Raw genomic sequence first — 17084 nt, forward strand, 5'->3', positions numbered from 1 at the left:
CCTGAACGAAGTGAAACCCAGCATCATTGTGTGTCAGCAGCGGGTTTATCCCAAGTCAATTTTTAGTATTGCGCGATATAAAATCGCGCCTACAATCTAGGCTAACTTAATTCCCTAATCGCATTACTTATGCCATCTAAGGTGAGTGGATACATACGGTTGTTCATTAACTGTTTTATAAAATCAATCGATTGATAGTAACGCCAGTGCTCAACGGGTTGGGGGTTGAGCCAAGCGACTTTATTAAAGTGATTTGTTATGCGGTTTAGCCAGGCGCTGCCGGGTTCCTCATTCCAATGTTCTACACTGCCACCAGGGTAGGCGATTTCGTAAGGACCCATGGTGGCATCGCCAACAAAAATGACCTTGTAGTCACTGGTGAACTTGTTAATCAAGGTCATGGTATCAATCACATTTGAGTGGCGGCGCTCGTTGTCTTGCCAAACATGCTCATACAAACAATTATGAAAATAGTAAAACTCGAGATGCTTAAACTCGCTGTGTGCAGCACTAAATAATTCTTCACAGGTATGAATGTAATCATCCATTGAGCCGCCAATATCAAACAGCATCAGCACTTTTACGGCATTGTGGCGCTCGGGTGCCATTTTAACATCGAGCATGCCACCTTGTTTTGCAGTAGCACGAATGGTTTCGGTTAAATCCAGTGTATCGCTAGCGCCAGTGCGGGCAAATTTACGCAGCTTTTTAAGCGCGAGTTTAATGGTGCGCGAGCCGATTTCACGGTCACTGTCGAGGTTGCGGTATGTCCGTTTATCCCATACTTTTACAGCACGGCGGTTACGATTACCGTCTTGACCTATCCGCACGCCTTCTGGGTTAAAGCCATACGCGCCAAACGGCGAGGTGCCGCCAGTGCCAACCCATTTGTTGCCGCCAGCATGGCGTTTTTGCTGTTCTTCAAGGCGCTGTTTCAGGGCTTCCATAAGTTTATCGAGGCCACCCATCGCTTTTAACTGTGCTTTTTCTTCGTCTGTTAAGTGTTTTTCAAACTCTTTGCGCAACCAGTCGTTAGGCAGGTTATGCTGTTGTTTTAAGCTTTCGAGTAAATCAAGGTCAGCAACCCCGCTAAAGTAATCGGCAAAGGCTTTATCAAACCGGTCAAAGTGAGTTTCGTCTTTGACCATGATGGTACGCGCTAAGTAATAAAACGCGTCTACGTCGGCAAAAATGACCCCTTGCTTGAGCGCGTTGATCAAATCAAGTAACTCACGCAGACTCACGGGTAAGCGGTATTCACGTAACTTAAAGAAAAACGCAATTAACATCTTAACGACGACTCATAAAAGCAAGTTTTTCGATGAGGCTAATGTCTTGCTCGTTCTTTAATAGCGCACCAAACATTGGCATTAGGCCGCCTTTTTGGCTTTTATCATGCAGTGTTTTGGCATCGATATCTTCAGCCATCAATAATTTTAACCAATCGAGTAACTCGCTGGTTGAGGGCTTTTTCTTTATGCCATTTACATCGCGCAGGTTAAAGAATACTTCAAGTGCTTCGCGTACCAAGTCTTGCTTAACATGCGGGTGATGTACATCGATAATTTGCGCCATTTCGTCGCTCGATGGAAAGTCGATGTAGTGGAAAAAACAACGACGTAAAAAGGCATCAGGCAGCTCTTTTTCGTTGTTTGAGGTAATAATAACAATAGGGCGGTGCTTGGCAATAACGCGCTCACCGGTTTCATAAACATGAAACTCCATTTTATCGAGTTCTAACAATAAGTCGTTTGGAAACTCGATATCGGCTTTGTCGATTTCGTCAATCAGCAACACGGGGCGTTTATTATGTTGCTCTCCATAGGTGAAGGCTTGCCATAATTTACCTTTTACAATGTAGTTACCAATGTCGTGAACGCGCTCATCACCTAACTGGCTGTCGCGCAACCGTGACACTGCATCATATTCGTATAGGCCTTGCTGTGCTTTGGTGGTCGATTTTATATGCCATTGAATAAGCGTGGTGTCTAAGCTTTTTGCAAGCTCCTCGGCTAACATGGTTTTACCTGTGCCGGGCTCACCTTTTATAAGCAGAGGTTTTTCGAGCAAGATGGCTGCGTTAACCGCTTGTTTTAATGAGTTACTGGCAATGTAGTTGTCGGTTGAATTAAAAAGCACGATGTCACCTTATCTGGTCTGAGCAGTGATTAATAATGCTATGATGCCATAGTTATTCTGCGTCTGAAAGGTATGCAAAGCGTGGGACTGTTTTGCCGTTTACCTCAACGGTTTCTAAAAACATGCTGAGTGGGCGTGCCCACATACCAAACTCACCATACAGTGCTTGGTAAATAACGAGTGGCTCTTCGGTTTCACTGTGAGTGGCGACATACTCTACTTTGTATTTTGGGCCTTTGTAATGCTGGTATATGCCTGATTTGAGAGGATGAGGTTTTATTGCTGTAGTCATGTTTTGATCTCTTGTATAATTACGTTTTGCACTTTTTAATGCTAAATAAACTGTCAACACTATGAATTATATTTCGTTAGATGAATACAAAAAAGCATGGGTTTTTCGCCATAAAGACATGCCAATTAACGCAGCAGATGCGCAGCAAATCAAACCAATGACCAGCGAACGTGCCGCTGTACTTTGGTCTACCATGGTGAGCCGCGAGCATGATCACCCAGATTTTTTCGATAAAACAGATTGGTGTGGCAAAGAAGACAGCTTTACCGAAACCATTAATTGGGAAAATGCGTGGGAAGCTGGCGAAGAACAACTCCCCGAGGCAATCTTGGCGCACCTTGATTGGGAAGCCAACACCACCGTGTATTTTTGTATGGCGCGCGACAATATTATTGAAACTAGCTTTGCAGTGTTTAAACGTTGCTGGCAAAACTTTATGTTTTTAGCCGATGGCAGTTTGTTAATGGGCAAAAAACGCGATGCAGTTGTGCAGTTTTTAGAAACGGGCAATGCTAAACTGGGTAAAAAAGGCGCAGTAAAGTAGCGCTCAATTAACGCTCTATGCTATAAAACAGTCAAGCAATTGTTTTATAAGAGCGGGCATTGTCTATTTCTAATCCACAGAGCGAACCGTCGCCACAAGCCGAAATTTGGCAAACTGATGCCGAACGGGCTTTGTATGCACAGTTATGTAATGCGTTTTATGCTCGAGAAATCCCGCGTTTGGTCGATGAACCTGATGCGGCAAGGCTTAGACGCTTATTGGCAAGTTTGCCTTATTACATAGAGCGACTAGCAATACGGATAGTCAGTGGTGATGCGCCTTTACAGCTTGATTCACAAAATGGCAGCTGGCTCGAAAAACAAAAAACTACGCCGCCTGTATATAGCAAAAGTGCATCAGAAGACTTTTATAGTCAATATGCTAAGCGTGGGTTAATTGTCCCCGTGCTAATTAATGACGGGCAATGTACCACCGTGCGCATAGACAGCTTAGATCAAGTAAGCGACAATAAGGTACATTGTAATGAGCTTGGTTGGTTTACGTTATCCGGTGAGTCATTAGAACACGCGCCAGCGCAGTTATTAAAACCGTCAAAAGCAGTGATGGCAGCAGCCTGTTGTGGCCATCAATGGCAACTTAATAAACGGATTACACCTAAGCGTTTGTCATTAAGAGAAATGCTACTAGCAAGCAATATAAATTGGCGTAATTTAAAACGCCCTTTGACTTAATTTAACCGCGAAGGAGTGTTCAATGCGGGTGTTTCAATTCGCCTTGTTATGTTTGGCTTTATTTATCCAGTATCGTTTATGGTTTGGCCATAATGGTGTGCAGGATTACACTCGTCTAAAACAAGCGGTCGCCTCTCATCAAGATACAAATGCTAAATTATTAAAACGTAACAAAGTGCTGAAAGCCGATATTAAAGATTTAAAACTCGGCCAAGAAGGCATAGAAGAACGTGCGCGTAATGAATTAGGAATGATTAAACCTGGTGAAACGTTTATTCGTGTATTGCCAGGCCAACAACAAAATGAAAACTAAACAGAAAATCACTTCAATAGTTCCCGCAGCCGGTGTTGGCAGCCGAATGCAACATTCTGCGCCAAAACAGTATATCGAACTGGCGGGTAAAACCATTTTAGAGCATACCCTTAGCAAGCTTGCAGAATTAGATTTTATTCACACGATAAAAGTAGCAATAAGTGACGACGATGGTTACTTTGACGCGATACCTCAAATCGATAGCCGCATAGAACGAGTGTCGGGCGGCACAGAGCGTGCCGACTCAGTCCTTAATGCTTTGCTGTCACTTGCTGATAACCCGCCAGACTGGGTACTGGTGCATGATGCAGCAAGACCGTTAGTGTGTTTAAGCGATATAACTCGTTTGGTCGATGAGTGCCTAGCAGCTAACGAGGGCGGTATTTTAGCCTCTAAAGTCAAAGATACCATTAAACGCGGCCGTACTCATAGTGAGCAAACTGTGCCACGTGATGATTTATGGCAGGCGCTTACCCCTCAATTTTTCCCTTATCAGGCGCTTGTAGATGCACTTTCAAATGCCCTAGAGAACGGCGTGACTATCACCGATGAAGCTTCGGCGATTGAGTGGGCAAAGCAGCCAGTAAAATTAGTCGCTGGGCGCAGTGACAACATTAAAATAACCACCCCAGAAGATTTAGATTTAGCAGCGTTTCTACTGCAAAAACAACAAAACGAGAGAACCCCATGATTCGAATTGGCCATGGCTTTGATGTTCACAAATTTGGCGGCGAAGGCCCGTTGGTTATTTGTGGTGAAAAAATTGATTACCCACAAGGTTTTTTAGCGCATTCAGATGGCGATGTGGCTATTCATGCATTATGTGATGCTATATTAGGATCACTGGCAATGGGCGACATTGGTAAGCACTTCCCAGATACTGCGAGTGAATACGAAAACATCGACAGCCGTATATTATTGCGTCATGTGGTTAAGCTTGCAAAAGAGCAAGGCTATGAACTTGGCAATGCAGATGTAACCATTGTAGCTCAAGCACCAAAAATGCTGCCTCATATTCAAGCCATGCGTAAAAATTTAGCTGCTGATTTAGAAGCCGATATTTCGCAAGTGAATGTGAAAGCCACTACCACCGAAAAGCTGGGCTTTGAAGGTCGTAAAGAGGGCATTTCAAGCCACGCAGTGGTTATTATGAGTAAACAAAATTCATGAGTGAATTGAATTATTTATACGGAAAACCACTATCAAAAGCCGACTTTAAAACGTTTGCTGAAGACTTTATGGTTGACGAAGACCTCGGTATTGAATTCACTGGTAGCGGCGAGCATGTGTGCTTACAGGTCGTCAAAAAAGGTGAAAACACCCCGTTTATAGCCAAGCGAATTGCCGAAAAAGCGGGCGTATCACCGCGTGATGTAAGCTATGCGGGTTTAAAAGATCGCCACGGTGTCTGTACACAGTGGTTTAGTGTGCCTGTGCCGATTAAAAAGCACATCGAATTTAGTGAACTGAATAACGAGCAATTCTTTATTATCGCGCAGCAGCGCCACAATCGTAAATTAAGAACAGGCTGCCACAAGGGCAATCGATTTACGATTACCCTGCGTAATGTGACTGAGCCTTTAGATATTTTGTGTCGTATTAATGCAGTGCGTGCTGGGGTGCCAAATTACTTTGGTGAACAGCGATTTGGTCATGGAGGGCATAACCTTGAAATGGCTAAACGGATGTTTGCAGGAGAGCGTATTCGCGATAAAAAGCTGCGTGGTTTAGTGATTTCAGCGGCCCGTTCTTATGTGTTCAATGAAATAGTAAGTATGCGTGTAGCTGAGCATGGTCTTGCGAAAACCATGCACCGCGAAGTGTTTATGCTTAGCGGCAGTAATGCCTTTTTTGAAGACAATATAAGCGATGACAATATTGCACGTTTAGCCTCTGGCGATATTGTTATGTCGGCACCAATGGTGGGCAAAGGCGAAAAAGGCTTAACCGAAACCGAAAAGCAATGGTTGCTCCCTTATCAGTCTTGGATAGAGGGATTAGCTGAGCTTGGGCTTAAGAATGAGCGCAGAATGCTGCGCTTAATTCCCGAGTCTTTAACTGTTGAAACACTTGATGAGACAACGGTAAAACTGAGTTTTGGTTTACCAAAAGGCTGCTTTGCAACCGCGCTTTTGCGAGAGCTGGTGGACTATAAAGACGCCAGCCCAAGAGAACAAAAACAAAAGGATGCGTAAATGAAAATCTTATTAAGCAATGATGATGGAGTGCATGCAAAAGGGATTGCCGTTTTATATCATGCGTTAACGCAAATTGCCGATGTGACGCTGGTTGCCCCTGACCGTAACTGCAGTGGCGCCAGTAATTCATTAACCTTAATGAACCCGTTACGTGCGACCACGCTAGATAATGGCTTTATTTCTATTAATGGCACCCCTACGGATTGTGTTCACCTTGGCGTGAATGAGCTAACCGATGAGCAGCCTGACTTAGTTGTGGCTGGTATTAATCATGGGGCTAACTTAGGTGATGACACGCTCTATTCTGGTACGGTTGCAGCCGCAACCGAAGGCCGCCACTTAGGGCTGCCAGCGATCGCTGTCTCACTCTGTTCTAAAGAAGGGAATCATTTTGAAACGGCAGCAGCAGTGGCTGTCGGTATCATTAAAGAGCTTGCATCACACCCTCTACCGAAAGATCAGATCATTAACTTAAATGTGCCAGATATTCCTCTTTCGGAGCTCAAAGGAGTAAAAGTAACACGCCTTGGCGCACGTCATAAAGCTGAAACCATGACCAAGCAACAAGACCCGTGGGGGCGTGATATTTTTTGGTATGGCACGCTCGGCGCTGAAAGTGACGCAGGAGAAGGGACTGACTTTTACGCCATTAATAATGGGTATGCCTCAGTAACACCGTTAAGTGTTGATATGACAGCGAAGGAGAGTCTTCAAGCCGTCGATAGCTGGTTAGCGAAGATGGAGATTAATAGTGCTGACTAATTATAATCGCAGTGCGTTGGCATTGGCTGAATTATTAAAACGGGATGGCGTAGAAGATGTCGCTGTACTTGAGGCGATTGCGACGACCCCGCGGCATGTGTTTGTTGATGATGTTTTACAGCATAAAGCGTATCAGAATACCGCTTTACCTATTGGTCAAGGGCAAACAATTTCGCAGCCTTATATCGTTGCGCGAATGACAGAGTTACTGCGACTTGCAGGAGTACGCGATAAGGTACTTGAAATTGGTACGGGATCAGGGTATCAAACCGCGATTCTTGCAAAAACGTTCACTAAAGTGTGTTCAGTTGAACGCATTAAAGCGTTGCAGTGGCAAGCAAAGCGCCGTTTACATAAGCTTGATTTATACAATGTAACGATGAAACATGGTGATGGATGGCAAGGGTGGCAATCGCAAGCACCATTTGAAGGGATTATCGTGACTGCCGCGGCAGCAACGATGCCGCAAGGGTTACTAGCACAACTTGCTGATGGCGGTGTGATGATAGCCCCCGTGGGCGAGCAAGATCAGCAATTAATGATGGTTGTCAGAAATGGCGACACATTCACAGAACATAAAGTTGCACCAGTACGATTTGTACCTTTAGTACCTGGTGATATTGAATAGGACGTTACACTTTGAAGTTGTTTACTAAGTTATATGATATGGCGCTTGTGTGGGCTAAGCACCGTCACGCAGAGCGTTATTTAGCAGGGATGAGCTTTGCTGAATCTGTTTTTTTCCCTGTTCCGCCAGATGTGATGTTAGCTCCTATGTCACTCGCTCAGCCAGATAAAGCATGGCGATTTGCCAGCTTTACTACTATTGCGTCTGTTATTGGTGGTATTTTAGGTTACTTGCTTGGCTTTTGGCTATTTGAGCCCGTCGTTGAGCCGCTAATTGCTCAAATGGGCTGGCAAGCAAAGTTTGATACTGCGCTAGGCTGGTTTGAAACATACGGCGTGTGGGTTGTATTTCTTGCTGGGTTTTCGCCTATTCCTTATAAAGTTTTTACTATTGGGGCAGGCTTAATGCAGATGGCATTTTTACCTTTCTTAATTGCGTCTGCAATTGGACGTGGGGCTCGGTTCTTTTTAGTGTCGGCTTTAATGAAGTGGGGGGGCGTGAAAATGGAGCAAAAATTACGTCAATATGTTGAAGCGCTTGGCTGGGGATTAGTTATTTTAGTTGTTGTTGCGTACTTTTTACTACGATAACCCCTAAAACTCACAGTTAGTATTATAAGGAGCATTTTACGATGAACAGACAGTTAGCAGTGTATGTTACTTTGTTTATTAGTATTTTGCTCTTTGGTTGCTCCTCCCGTAATGCTCCCGCTCCTGTTAGTAGTTTAGATAATCATACAAAACAAATTACCCGCAAAGTTAATATTTCTGGCTCAAGTTACAAGGTTAACAAAGGCGATACTTTATACTCAATCGCGTTTAGTGCTCAAAAAGACTTTCGTACTTTAGCAAAATTAAACGATATTCCAGCACCTTATACGATTTATCCTGGGCAACGCATTTTGCTCACAAAATCGGCACAAAAACAAAAAAAGACGAAAAAATATACGAATTCGAGTAAAAAGTCTACCGTTTTGATACAAAAAAATAACAAAAAATTAAAAAAAGAGCTTGATCAGCCAAAACAACGAGAGTATGTTCAAAAACAAGCCAACAAGAAAGTTAGTGCAAAAAATAGTAATCCTAATACAAAAGTCATATGGAGCTGGCCCGCTAAGGGTAAGGTCACGCGCCGTTTCTCTACAAAAGAAAATGGCTATAAAGGGTTACAAATCGCTAATAAACAGGGGGCATCTGTTTTAGCTGCTGCACAAGGAACTGTGGTATACGCGGGTAACGCATTGAGGGGCTACGGTAATTTAATCATATTGAAACATAATGATGATTACCTAAGTGCTTATGCACACAACTCAAAGTTGCTTGTAAAGGAAAAACAGGAAGTAAAGGCGGGGCAGAAAATAGCAGAAATTGGCAGTTCAGATTCGTCGGTTACGGCTTTAAGATTTGAAATTCGTTACCGAGGTCAAGCAGTCAATCCTGCTAAGTATCTACCTTAGCCAAAGGTATTGATAAAGTGATTTAGCTCAATCACATATTTGCTCGGGAGGACGCTTATGGGTCACACAGCAAAACTTGAGAAAACAACTGAAACAGTTGATGATAAATTTGATGACACGATGGTTGAAGATGATTCATCTGAGTTACTCGAAGAAGTCGACAACGATGATGAAATTTTTACAAAAGACGAAGTCGTCAAAAACCTAGACGCGACACAGTTATACCTGGGTGAAATTGGTTTTTCTCCTCTTTTAAGTGCAGAAGAAGAAGTATTTTTTGCGCGTAAAGCATTGAAAGGCTGTGAAGCCTCTCGCAAACGAATGATAGAAAGTAATTTACGTTTAGTGGTGAAAATTGCTCGCCGCTATAACAACCGAGGTCTTGCGCTGCTAGATCTTATCGAAGAAGGTAACCTTGGCCTGATTCGCGCTGTTGAAAAATTTGACCCAGAACGTGGTTTTCGTTTTTCAACTTATGCAACCTGGTGGATCCGTCAAACGATTGAACGTGCCATAATGAATCAAACACGAACAATTCGTTTACCTATTCATGTTGTAAAAGAACTGAATGTTTATCTAAGAACAGCTCGCGAACTAACACAAAAACTTGACCACGAACCAACCGCAGAAGAAATTGCAGAGTGTCTGGATAAACCCGTTGAAGACGTGACTAAAATGCTACGTTTAAACGAAAAAATCACGTCGGTTGATACGCCAATTGGAGGCGAAAACGACAAAGCCTTACTCGATATCATTGCTGACGAAAAAGGCTCTGGTCCTGAGGGCGAAGTACAAAATAATGACATCAACAAACACATTGTTGATTGGCTTGGTGAATTAAACCCAAAACAACGCGAAGTACTTGCACGTCGTTTCGGTTTACTTGGCTACGAGCCTTCAACGCTTGAAGATGTCGGTCGTGAAATTGGCTTAACGCGTGAACGTGTAAGACAAATTCAAGTGGAAGCATTACGTCGTTTAAAAGATATTTTGCAACACGAAGGCTTAAGTACAGATAGCCTGTTTGACCAATTTACTTGAGTTGACAACAATATACCTGACTCAGGTATGAGGCCTTCGGGTCTCTAGAACACACAAAAAAGCTGACATACTGTCAGCTTTTTTTATGCACGCAATTAAAGTAAATCTTTTAATTGGTATAACAGCTGGTGTGCTTGTCTTGGTGTTAAACTGTCTGGGTCGAGCTGCTGTAAAGTTAGCTCAAGTTCAGAGGGTTCATTGTCAAACGCCAGTGCTTGCTGTTGTTGCACAGGGGCTGTAACAGGCTGATGATTTTCGAGCATTTTTAGTTTTTGCTTTGCTTGCTGAATAACGGCTTTTGGTACACCGGCAAGCGCGGCAACTTGTAAACCAAAGCTTTTACTTGCTGCACCTTCAAGCACGGTATGCATAAAGGCAATAGTGTCGTTATGCTCAATCGCATCTAGGTGAACATTAACCAATCCTTGCTGCTGCTCGGCCAGTTCAGTTAGCTCAAAATAATGGGTGGCGAATAAGGTTTTTGCGGCAATTTTTGAGGCTAAATAATCGGCCGTAGCATAGGCGAGAGACAGGCCATCATAGGTTGAAGTACCGCGTCCTATTTCATCCATCAAGACCAAAGATTGCGCCGTGGCATTGTTTAAAATGGTCGCTGTCTCTGTCATTTCAACCATAAAGGTTGAACGCCCTGATGCTAAATCATCACTTGCGCCAATACGCGTAAAAATGCGGTCAATATTGCCAATTTCTGCGCTGTCAGCAGGGACATAAGACCCAATATGTGCCATGAGTACAATTAACGCAGTTTGACGCATATAGGTTGATTTACCCCCCATATTTGGCCCCGTGATGATCAACATCTTACGGTCGTTGCTTAACTCGACAGGGTTGGCAATAAAGGGGTCTTTCATTACTTGCTCAACAACGGGATGACGCCCTTGCTTTATGCTTATATTGTCGTTATCACACAGTGTTGGTTTGGCGTAGTTGAGCGCTTGCGCACGTTCAGCTAAATTATTAAGAACGTCTAAATCAGCCAGTACCGCAGCCATTGTTTGTAGCTGCTCAATATGCGGTGCTATAAATTCAAATAGTTGTTCATAAAGTTGTTTTTCGAGAGCCAACGCTTTTGATTGGCTACCGAGTACTTTGTCTTCATGCTCTTTTAACTCAGGAATGATATAGCGTTCGTTATTTTTTAATGTTTGACGACGAATATAATCAGCAGGGACTAAGTGTGAATTAGCACGGCTAACTTCAATGAAGAAGCCATGCACCTTGTTGTAGCCAATTTTTAAGGTGCTGATGCCTGTGCGTTCACGCTCGCGCTCTTCCAGTTTTTCAAGGATATCGGTTGCGCCTTGGCTAAGCGCACGCCATTCATCTAACTCACTATTATAGCCTGGGGCAATAACTCCCCCATCACGAATAAGTACCGGTGGTGTTTCAATGACTGCGCGTTCTAGGAGATCTTGCAGCGCTGGTAATTCTTGTGACTGTGCGATGATCTGGTTAATGCGTGGATCGCTGGCATCATTCAGTAGCTCATGCAGTGGTGCCAGCGCTTGTAATGCACTACGTAAACGCGTTAAGTCACGAGGTCTGGCTGTGCACAATGCAAGGCGCGCGATAACTCGCTCAATATCACCAATTTGTTTTAATGATTCGTGCAGTTCGCCGCACAGTTGAGCATCGATGATCGCAGTAATCGCATTTAGGCGTGAGTTAAGCTCATCTTTACTGCGCACAGGGGTATGAATTCGGCGTTTTAATAAACGAGACCCCATTGCTGTAGCGGTTTTATCAAGCACCTGTGCCAAGGTGTTTTCATAGCCTCCAGAGAGGTTAACCGTGAGTTCTAAGTTTTTACGGGTTGCAGCATCTAAGATCACTGCGTGTTCGTTTTGCTCAAGGGTAATGGCGCGAATATGTGGCAGAGCAATGCGTTGAGTGTCTTTTACATATTGCATTAAACAGCCCGCGGCAATCAGAGCGCAATGGGCTTTATCAACCCCAAAACCAACGAGATCTTTGGTGCCAAATTGATCGCATAAGAGGTGTTGTGCGGTGTCTAAATCGAACTCCCATTCTGGGCGACGGCGAGCCCCTTTAATATGTTCGATTAAGTGAATATTGGCAAACGTTTCACTGTAAAGCAGTTCTGCTGGCGCAAGGCGTTGCAGTGTTGAGCTAAATGCTTCGTCAGTATTCACTTCAAGTACATTAAAACGGCCTGAGTTAATATCGAGGTAGGCTATGCCGTAAACACCGTGTTTATTTTGCCACACACTTGTGAGTAAGTTATCTTGGCGCTCTTGCAGTAAGGCTTCATCGGAAATAGTACCGGGTGTTACAATGCGCACGACTTTACGCTCTACCGGACCTTTGCTGGTTGCTGGGTCGCCTATTTGTTCGCAAATAGCAACCGATTCACCCATTTGTACAAGGCGTGCTAGGTAATTTTCTACTGCGTGATAAGGTACGCCGGCCATTGGAATAGGATCGCCACCGGCTTTACCGCGATGAGTTTGAGAAATATCAAGAAGTTGAGCTGCACGTTTAGCATCATCAAAAAAGAGTTCGTAAAAATCACCCATACGATAAAACAATAAAATATCGCGATGCTCGGCTTTTATTTTTAGATACTGCTGCATCATCGGTGTTTGTTGTTTTATAGTGTGTGGAGCATAAAGATCAAACGACATGTATTTACCCAAAGGCTGAATATGGAATTACATCAAGAGATTAAAACACTTGCTGCGAAATTAGGAGCTATTTTAACGGATAAACGCTTATGGATCACTACCGCTGAATCGTGCACGGGTGGGGGCGTGAGTTATGCGCTAACAGATACACCAGGAAGTTCTCATTATATTGACCGTGCTTTTGTTACATACAGCAACCAAGCAAAGCATGAATTAATTGGTGTGAGTAACGAGACTTTACAGAACTTTGGCGCTGTCAGTGAGCAAACTGTTTTAGAAATGGCGTCAGGTGCTGCGAAGGCTGCAAAGGCTGATATTGCGATTGCTATTTCGGGTATTGCGGGCCCCGGTGGGGCAACCCGGGATAAACCGGTTGGTTTGGTGTGGTTTTGCGTGCATTTTGCAGGAAAAAATTACCCAAGCAAACATGTTTTTACCGGTGATAGAGCCAGTGTTAGAGCTCAAGCTATTGTTTATTCAATAGAAAAAGTTATCGAGATAATAAAATCAGAAAATTAGCTTGATACTGTGATTTCATACAGTATACTGTCTGCATTAGCCGGATTTGGAGAACAGAATGAACGATAACAAACAAAAAGCGTTGGACGCTGCTTTATCACAAATTGAACGTCAATTTGGTAAAGGTTCAATTATGAAATTGGGCGACAACAAAGCCCTTGATATTGAAGCTATCTCAACAGGTTCACTGGGGATTGATATTGCATTAGGTATAGGTGGTTTACCAGCAGGACGTATCGTTGAAGTATACGGCCCTGAATCATCAGGTAAAACAACGCTAACGCTACAAGTTATCGCTGAAGCTCAGAAGCAAGGCAAAACGTGTGCATTCGTTGATGCTGAGCATGCTCTCGATCCTGTATACGCACAAAAGCTAGGTGTAAACATTGATGAGTTACTTGTTTCTCAGCCTGATACTGGTGAGCAAGCATTAGAAATCTGTGACATGCTTGTTCGTTCAAGTGCGGTTGACGTGGTTATTGTTGACTCGGTTGCTGCATTAACACCAAAGGCTGAAATTGAAGGCGACATGGGTGACTCACACATGGGTCTTCAAGCTCGTTTAATGTCGCAAGCCCTTCGTAAATTAACGGGTAATATTAAGCGCTCGAACACCTTGTGTATTTTCATCAACCAAATCCGTATGAAAATAGGTGTTATGTTTGGTAACCCAGAAACAACAACAGGTGGTAACGCACTTAAATTCTACGCATCGGTACGTATTGATATTCGTCGTATTGGTTCGGTGAAAGAGGGTGATGAAGTTGTGGGTAACGAAACCCGCGTTAAAATTGTTAAAAACAAAGTTGCACCGCCGTTTAAACAAGCTGAGTTCATCATTATGTATGGTGAAGGTATCTCTAAACACGGTGAATTAATTGACTTAGGTGTTAAACATAAGATTGTTGAAAAGTCAGGTGCTTGGTATAGCTACAACGGTAATAAAGTAGGCCAAGGTAAAGCAAATTCAATTAAGTTCTTAAAAGACAACCCAGAGATCGCAGATGAGATTGAAGGTAAGTTACGTGAAATGCTATTACTTCAAGCAACTATTAAGCCTGAAGACGGTGTAGATGTTGGCCTGATAGCTGAAGACGAGCTATAAAACACCTTTACAGTGTATCGTTAAGCGTGATTTGACCCGCCCTTAACACAAAAAGACCGCTACTTAGTTAGCGGTTTTTTTATGGGTGAATAATAGTCGCACTGAACCGTTTTTATAGGTGAAAAGTTGCGCTGGCTGTAGCGGCTATTTTACAGGGACGGGCCTATACCAGTTCACTTAATTAATACCATTTTGCAAAAATACTTAATCATTTTGAGTGATTAAACCAGTCGCTACCTACGTTAAAAATTTCTGATTTAGAATAACTAAATTTTTGCCTTGTTATCAACGCGGTTTTATTGCCTCAAAATAGACCACTTAATTAAGCGGAATGCTATAAGTGAGAAATTTTAGGGATTAAGGTAAGGGGATATAAGGGATTCAATCTGTCAACGCGGGATAAACCAGCTGCAACGAGTCGATACATAAAAGCCGCACAGTGTGCGGCTTTTAAATTCTTAACGTTTAGAGCTTATCGTTTCAAACTTGGCACTCATTAAAGCTGCCAGTTGAATGAAACAGCATAGCTACGTGGCGCACCATAGTAACCTTGTGCCCAGAATAGGCTATGAAGGTACTTTTCGTTGGTGACGTTATTAATATTTAAGTTAACACTAACATTGTCGTTAATATCGTAAGTGGCCATTAAGCTTAATAAACCATAGGCATCTTGCTGAGTGGTTATTTGCGGTGCATTAGTATCAGCATCGCGGACCTGTACGCGCTGCGTATCGTCTTGCCATTGGTAATTTAGGCCAAAGGTTAAGCCATCAACTTCAGGCACTTTGTGAGTTAGCGCAAGTTTAAATTGATTTTCTGGCGTGTAGTCTTTTACCAGCTCATCACCATCGATGTTTAAGTTGCTATAGCTAAAACTTGCACTCAATGTTTCATTGATTTGACCGCTAAGTTCTAGTTCAAAACCATCGCTATTAATGCCGTCTGCGCCATAGTAGCGTGTATCATCCGGTAAGGATCCTGGTACTGCTACAGCAAGACCCACTTGCTCTGCATCAAAGTAGGCAACAGTGACAAACAGGTTGTCATCAAGTAATTGTGCTTTTAAACCCACTTCACTACTTTTACCAGTAATAGGGTTGAGATAGTCACCATTTATGTCACGCTCAGTTTGCGGCACAAATGTTTCTGTGTAGCTTGCATAAGTTGAAAAGCGCTCGTTGATATCATAAACAACACCGTAGTAGGGCACGGTTTGATCGCTGTCTTTATCTTTCGCTTTCCCGTATGACTCACCTTCAGTTTCCCAATTTACTTGGCTGACACCTGCTAAGAAGCTAAGTGAATCGGTGGCTCTAATGCGTGTTGAAATATAAGCTGAACGTTGACGGCTAGTCAGATCTGCTCCTGTTAAACCATCAGTGAGTGTTGGAATTGGTGCAACTCCGTCCCAACCACCCAGTTCAGGCATTTTAGGGAAACCATTGCCTGTGGTGCGGTCATAAAGAGATTTATCATTATAATCCATGTCTGCTTGGTTAACACCAAACGATAGGTCATGCTCCATACCAAATAAATTAAATTTACCCGTTGCATAGATATCTAAAATGTCGTGCTTATCTTTATGATCGTATTCACTTGCGTAACCTGTTAAGCCTAAACCTGTTTCTCTATCAGGCGTGCCATAAACATAGAAAAGCTCAGAGTCTTGCTCATTTTCTAAGTGTGCATAGCTGGCTTTTAAAAACCAAGTATTAGTGATTGCTTGCTCAATGGATAAAAATAACTGCTCGGTGGTGTTGTTCCAGTATGACCAATCGGATGCAGTGCTAGTTGATACATCGAAGTTAGTCGCAGTACCATCGCTATAATAAAGTGGTAACGCCCCCCAAAGAGGGCTGTCTGCGTCTTTATTTTGTTTAACATAGTTAGCTGTTACGACTGTGCTGTTAGTCAGTTGGCCTTCATATGCTAAGTAATAAATTGTTTTATCTTGCTCGTAGCGATCAAGATAAGAGTCTGTTTTATGCTTTGTAAATACGGCACGCACTGCGTGGTTATCGTTGATAGCCGTTGATGCGTCAAGTTCAAGACGTTTATTATCCCATGAGCCATATGACACTGATGCATTGACCTGTGTTTGATATGTTGGGCGTTTTAATACCATGTTGACCGTTGCCGATGGATTACCAGCACCAGTCATTAAGCCATTAGCACCACGAACAATTTCGACACTATCGTATATAGAGGTATCAAGTGTGCCTTGAATAGAGCCATTATCTTGGGGTAAACCCATGCCATTAACTTGAAAGTTGGTAATTTCAAAGCCGCGAGCTTTAAAGTAGGTGCGATCGGTTTCAATTTGCTCAACAGTCACACCCGGGGTGCTTTCAAGTACTGAGTTTAAATCATCAAGTGAGAAGTCATCCATCAACGCACGAGAAACAACAGAGATAGACTGAGGTGTTTCTTTTATGGTTAAGCCCAATTTGGTCGCTGATTGAGCTTGTTCGGTAATATAGTTTTTGTGATGTTGACCGTAGACAGCAATTTTTTCGATCGCAGGTTCTTCTTTTGGTTGTTCTGCTAAAGCGTAGCCACTAAGAAGAGCTGAAGTCACTATGCTTAATTGTGACAAGCGCAAAAATTTAGTTGATGACATGCAAATTTCCAAATAGTTCAATGATGATTTAAATTAATGCGTAATTTAATCTAAATGAAAATGATTTGCAATTTGCTTTTTTGGGCTTTAATAAAAAAAGCGGCCGGAG

The 17084-nt window shown here is 43.0% G+C and carries 18 protein-coding genes; 13 read left to right on the forward strand and 5 right to left on the reverse strand.

The window, feature by feature from the left end:
• Window positions 1–101: 101 nt before the first annotated feature.
• From BWD47_RS12965 to BWD47_RS12975, 3 genes are read right to left on the reverse strand one after another with little or no spacing between them, the layout of a single operon-like run.
• Entirely contained in the window at window positions 102–1289 is a 1188-nt protein-coding gene (locus BWD47_RS12965; protein ID WP_075594099.1) for a VWA domain-containing protein, read from the reverse strand.
• Between the two features lies 1 nt (window position 1290).
• A complete protein-coding gene (locus BWD47_RS12970; protein WP_075594100.1) occupies window positions 1291–2139 on the reverse strand; it encodes a MoxR family ATPase in 849 nt (282 codons plus the stop codon).
• A 52-nt stretch (window positions 2140–2191) separates the two neighbouring features.
• Window positions 2192–2431, reverse strand: a complete 240-nt coding sequence (locus tag BWD47_RS12975; RefSeq protein WP_065978071.1) for a DUF1653 domain-containing protein — start codon at window positions 2429–2431, stop codon at window positions 2192–2194.
• 61 nt (window positions 2432–2492) lie between these two features.
• On the opposite strand from BWD47_RS12975, the gene BWD47_RS12980 reads away from it, so the two are divergent.
• The 11 genes from BWD47_RS12980 to rpoS are packed head-to-tail and all read left to right on the forward strand — an operon-like array spanning window position 2493 to window position 10065.
• Window positions 2493–2975 (forward strand): DUF2947 domain-containing protein, encoded by a 483-nt coding sequence (locus BWD47_RS12980; protein WP_036970820.1) that lies wholly within the window; start codon window positions 2493–2495, stop codon window positions 2973–2975.
• Window positions 2976–3034: 59 nt separating this feature from the next.
• A complete protein-coding gene (locus tag BWD47_RS12985; RefSeq protein WP_065978034.1) occupies window positions 3035–3667 on the forward strand; it encodes a hypothetical protein in 633 nt (210 codons plus the stop codon).
• 22 nt (window positions 3668–3689) lie between these two features.
• Window positions 3690–3980, forward strand: coding sequence for a cell division protein FtsB (gene ftsB / locus BWD47_RS12990; protein WP_036970819.1), 291 nt, complete (start codon window positions 3690–3692; stop codon window positions 3978–3980).
• The gene (ispD, locus tag BWD47_RS12995; RefSeq protein WP_075594101.1) at window positions 3970–4671 is read left to right on the forward strand and encodes a 2-C-methyl-D-erythritol 4-phosphate cytidylyltransferase; all 702 of its coding nucleotides are present in this window, start codon (window positions 3970–3972) and stop codon (window positions 4669–4671) included. Before ftsB ends, ispD begins: the two co-directional genes overlap by 11 nt.
• Entirely contained in the window at window positions 4668–5150 is a 483-nt protein-coding gene (gene ispF, locus BWD47_RS13000; RefSeq protein WP_036970817.1) for a 2-C-methyl-D-erythritol 2,4-cyclodiphosphate synthase, read from the forward strand. The genes ispD and ispF overlap by 4 nt, the downstream gene beginning before the upstream one ends.
• Window positions 5147–6175, forward strand: a complete 1029-nt coding sequence (gene truD / locus BWD47_RS13005; protein ID WP_036970816.1) for a tRNA pseudouridine(13) synthase TruD — start codon at window positions 5147–5149, stop codon at window positions 6173–6175. Before ispF ends, truD begins: the two co-directional genes overlap by 4 nt.
• Window positions 6176–6940, forward strand: a complete 765-nt coding sequence (gene surE / locus BWD47_RS13010; RefSeq protein WP_036970815.1) for a 5'/3'-nucleotidase SurE — start codon at window positions 6176–6178, stop codon at window positions 6938–6940. It abuts the gene before it with no gap.
• Entirely contained in the window at window positions 6930–7568 is a 639-nt protein-coding gene (locus BWD47_RS13015) for a protein-L-isoaspartate(D-aspartate) O-methyltransferase (protein WP_074988868.1), read from the forward strand. The genes surE and BWD47_RS13015 overlap by 11 nt, the downstream gene beginning before the upstream one ends.
• An 11-nt stretch (window positions 7569–7579) precedes the next feature.
• Window positions 7580–8158 (forward strand): YqaA family protein, encoded by a 579-nt coding sequence (locus tag BWD47_RS13020; RefSeq protein ID WP_065978037.1) that lies wholly within the window; start codon window positions 7580–7582, stop codon window positions 8156–8158.
• A 41-nt stretch (window positions 8159–8199) separates the two neighbouring features.
• Window positions 8200–9024 carry a peptidoglycan DD-metalloendopeptidase family protein gene (locus BWD47_RS13025; protein ID WP_036970808.1) on the forward strand — a complete coding sequence of 275 codons (825 nt, stop codon included), beginning with the start codon at window positions 8200–8202 and terminating at the stop codon, window positions 9022–9024.
• 57 nt (window positions 9025–9081) lie between these two features.
• Complete coding sequence (rpoS, locus tag BWD47_RS13030; RefSeq protein WP_036970803.1) at window positions 9082–10065, forward strand: RNA polymerase sigma factor RpoS; 984 nt, start codon at window positions 9082–9084, stop codon at window positions 10063–10065.
• Between the two features lie 95 nt (window positions 10066–10160).
• Here rpoS and mutS read toward each other — a convergent pair whose 3' ends face one another.
• Window positions 10161–12731 (reverse strand): DNA mismatch repair protein MutS, encoded by a 2571-nt coding sequence (gene mutS, locus BWD47_RS13035; protein WP_036970801.1) that lies wholly within the window; start codon window positions 12729–12731, stop codon window positions 10161–10163.
• A gap of 21 nt (window positions 12732–12752) precedes the next feature.
• Here mutS and BWD47_RS13040 point away from each other — a divergent pair, with 21 nt between their 5' ends.
• Window positions 12753–13250, forward strand: coding sequence for a CinA family protein (locus tag BWD47_RS13040; protein WP_036970798.1), 498 nt, complete (start codon window positions 12753–12755; stop codon window positions 13248–13250).
• A 58-nt stretch (window positions 13251–13308) separates the two neighbouring features.
• Entirely contained in the window at window positions 13309–14355 is a 1047-nt protein-coding gene (recA, locus tag BWD47_RS13045; RefSeq protein WP_036970796.1) for a recombinase RecA, read from the forward strand.
• A gap of 496 nt (window positions 14356–14851) precedes the next feature.
• On the opposite strand, the gene BWD47_RS13050 is transcribed toward recA, so the two are convergent.
• Window positions 14852–16975, reverse strand: coding sequence for a TonB-dependent siderophore receptor (locus BWD47_RS13050; protein ID WP_036970794.1), 2124 nt, complete (start codon window positions 16973–16975; stop codon window positions 14852–14854).
• Between the last annotated feature and the right edge of the window lie 109 nt (window positions 16976–17084).

This window comes from Pseudoalteromonas sp. PAB 2.2, assembly GCF_001938575.1.
Classification (GTDB): domain Bacteria; phylum Pseudomonadota; class Gammaproteobacteria; order Enterobacterales; family Alteromonadaceae; genus Pseudoalteromonas; species Pseudoalteromonas lipolytica.

Bases quoted from the DNA above. Each gene is read 5' to 3' on its own strand.
- BWD47_RS12965 (WP_075594099.1), bottom strand. From the start codon at position 1,289: ATGTTAATTGCGTTTTTCTTTAAGTTACGTGAATACCGCTTACCCGTG.
- BWD47_RS12975 (WP_065978071.1), bottom strand. From the start codon at position 2,431: ATGACTACAGCAATAAAACCTCATCCTCTCAAATCAGGCATATACCAG.
- BWD47_RS12980 (WP_036970820.1), top strand. From the start codon at position 2,493: ATGAATTATATTTCGTTAGATGAATACAAAAAAGCATGGGTTTTTCGC.
- ftsB (WP_036970819.1), top strand. From the start codon at position 3,690: ATGCGGGTGTTTCAATTCGCCTTGTTATGTTTGGCTTTATTTATCCAG.
- ispD (WP_075594101.1), top strand. From the start codon at position 3,970: ATGAAAACTAAACAGAAAATCACTTCAATAGTTCCCGCAGCCGGTGTT.
- ispF (WP_036970817.1), top strand. From the start codon at position 4,668: ATGATTCGAATTGGCCATGGCTTTGATGTTCACAAATTTGGCGGCGAA.
- truD (WP_036970816.1), top strand. From the start codon at position 5,147: ATGAGTGAATTGAATTATTTATACGGAAAACCACTATCAAAAGCCGAC.
- surE (WP_036970815.1), top strand. From the start codon at position 6,176: ATGAAAATCTTATTAAGCAATGATGATGGAGTGCATGCAAAAGGGATT.
- BWD47_RS13025 (WP_036970808.1), top strand. From the start codon at position 8,200: ATGAACAGACAGTTAGCAGTGTATGTTACTTTGTTTATTAGTATTTTG.
- rpoS (WP_036970803.1), top strand. From the start codon at position 9,082: ATGGGTCACACAGCAAAACTTGAGAAAACAACTGAAACAGTTGATGAT.
- mutS (WP_036970801.1), bottom strand. From the start codon at position 12,731: ATGTCGTTTGATCTTTATGCTCCACACACTATAAAACAACAAACACCG.
- BWD47_RS13040 (WP_036970798.1), top strand. From the start codon at position 12,753: ATGGAATTACATCAAGAGATTAAAACACTTGCTGCGAAATTAGGAGCT.
- recA (WP_036970796.1), top strand. From the start codon at position 13,309: ATGAACGATAACAAACAAAAAGCGTTGGACGCTGCTTTATCACAAATT.
- BWD47_RS13050 (WP_036970794.1), bottom strand. From the start codon at position 16,975: ATGTCATCAACTAAATTTTTGCGCTTGTCACAATTAAGCATAGTGACT.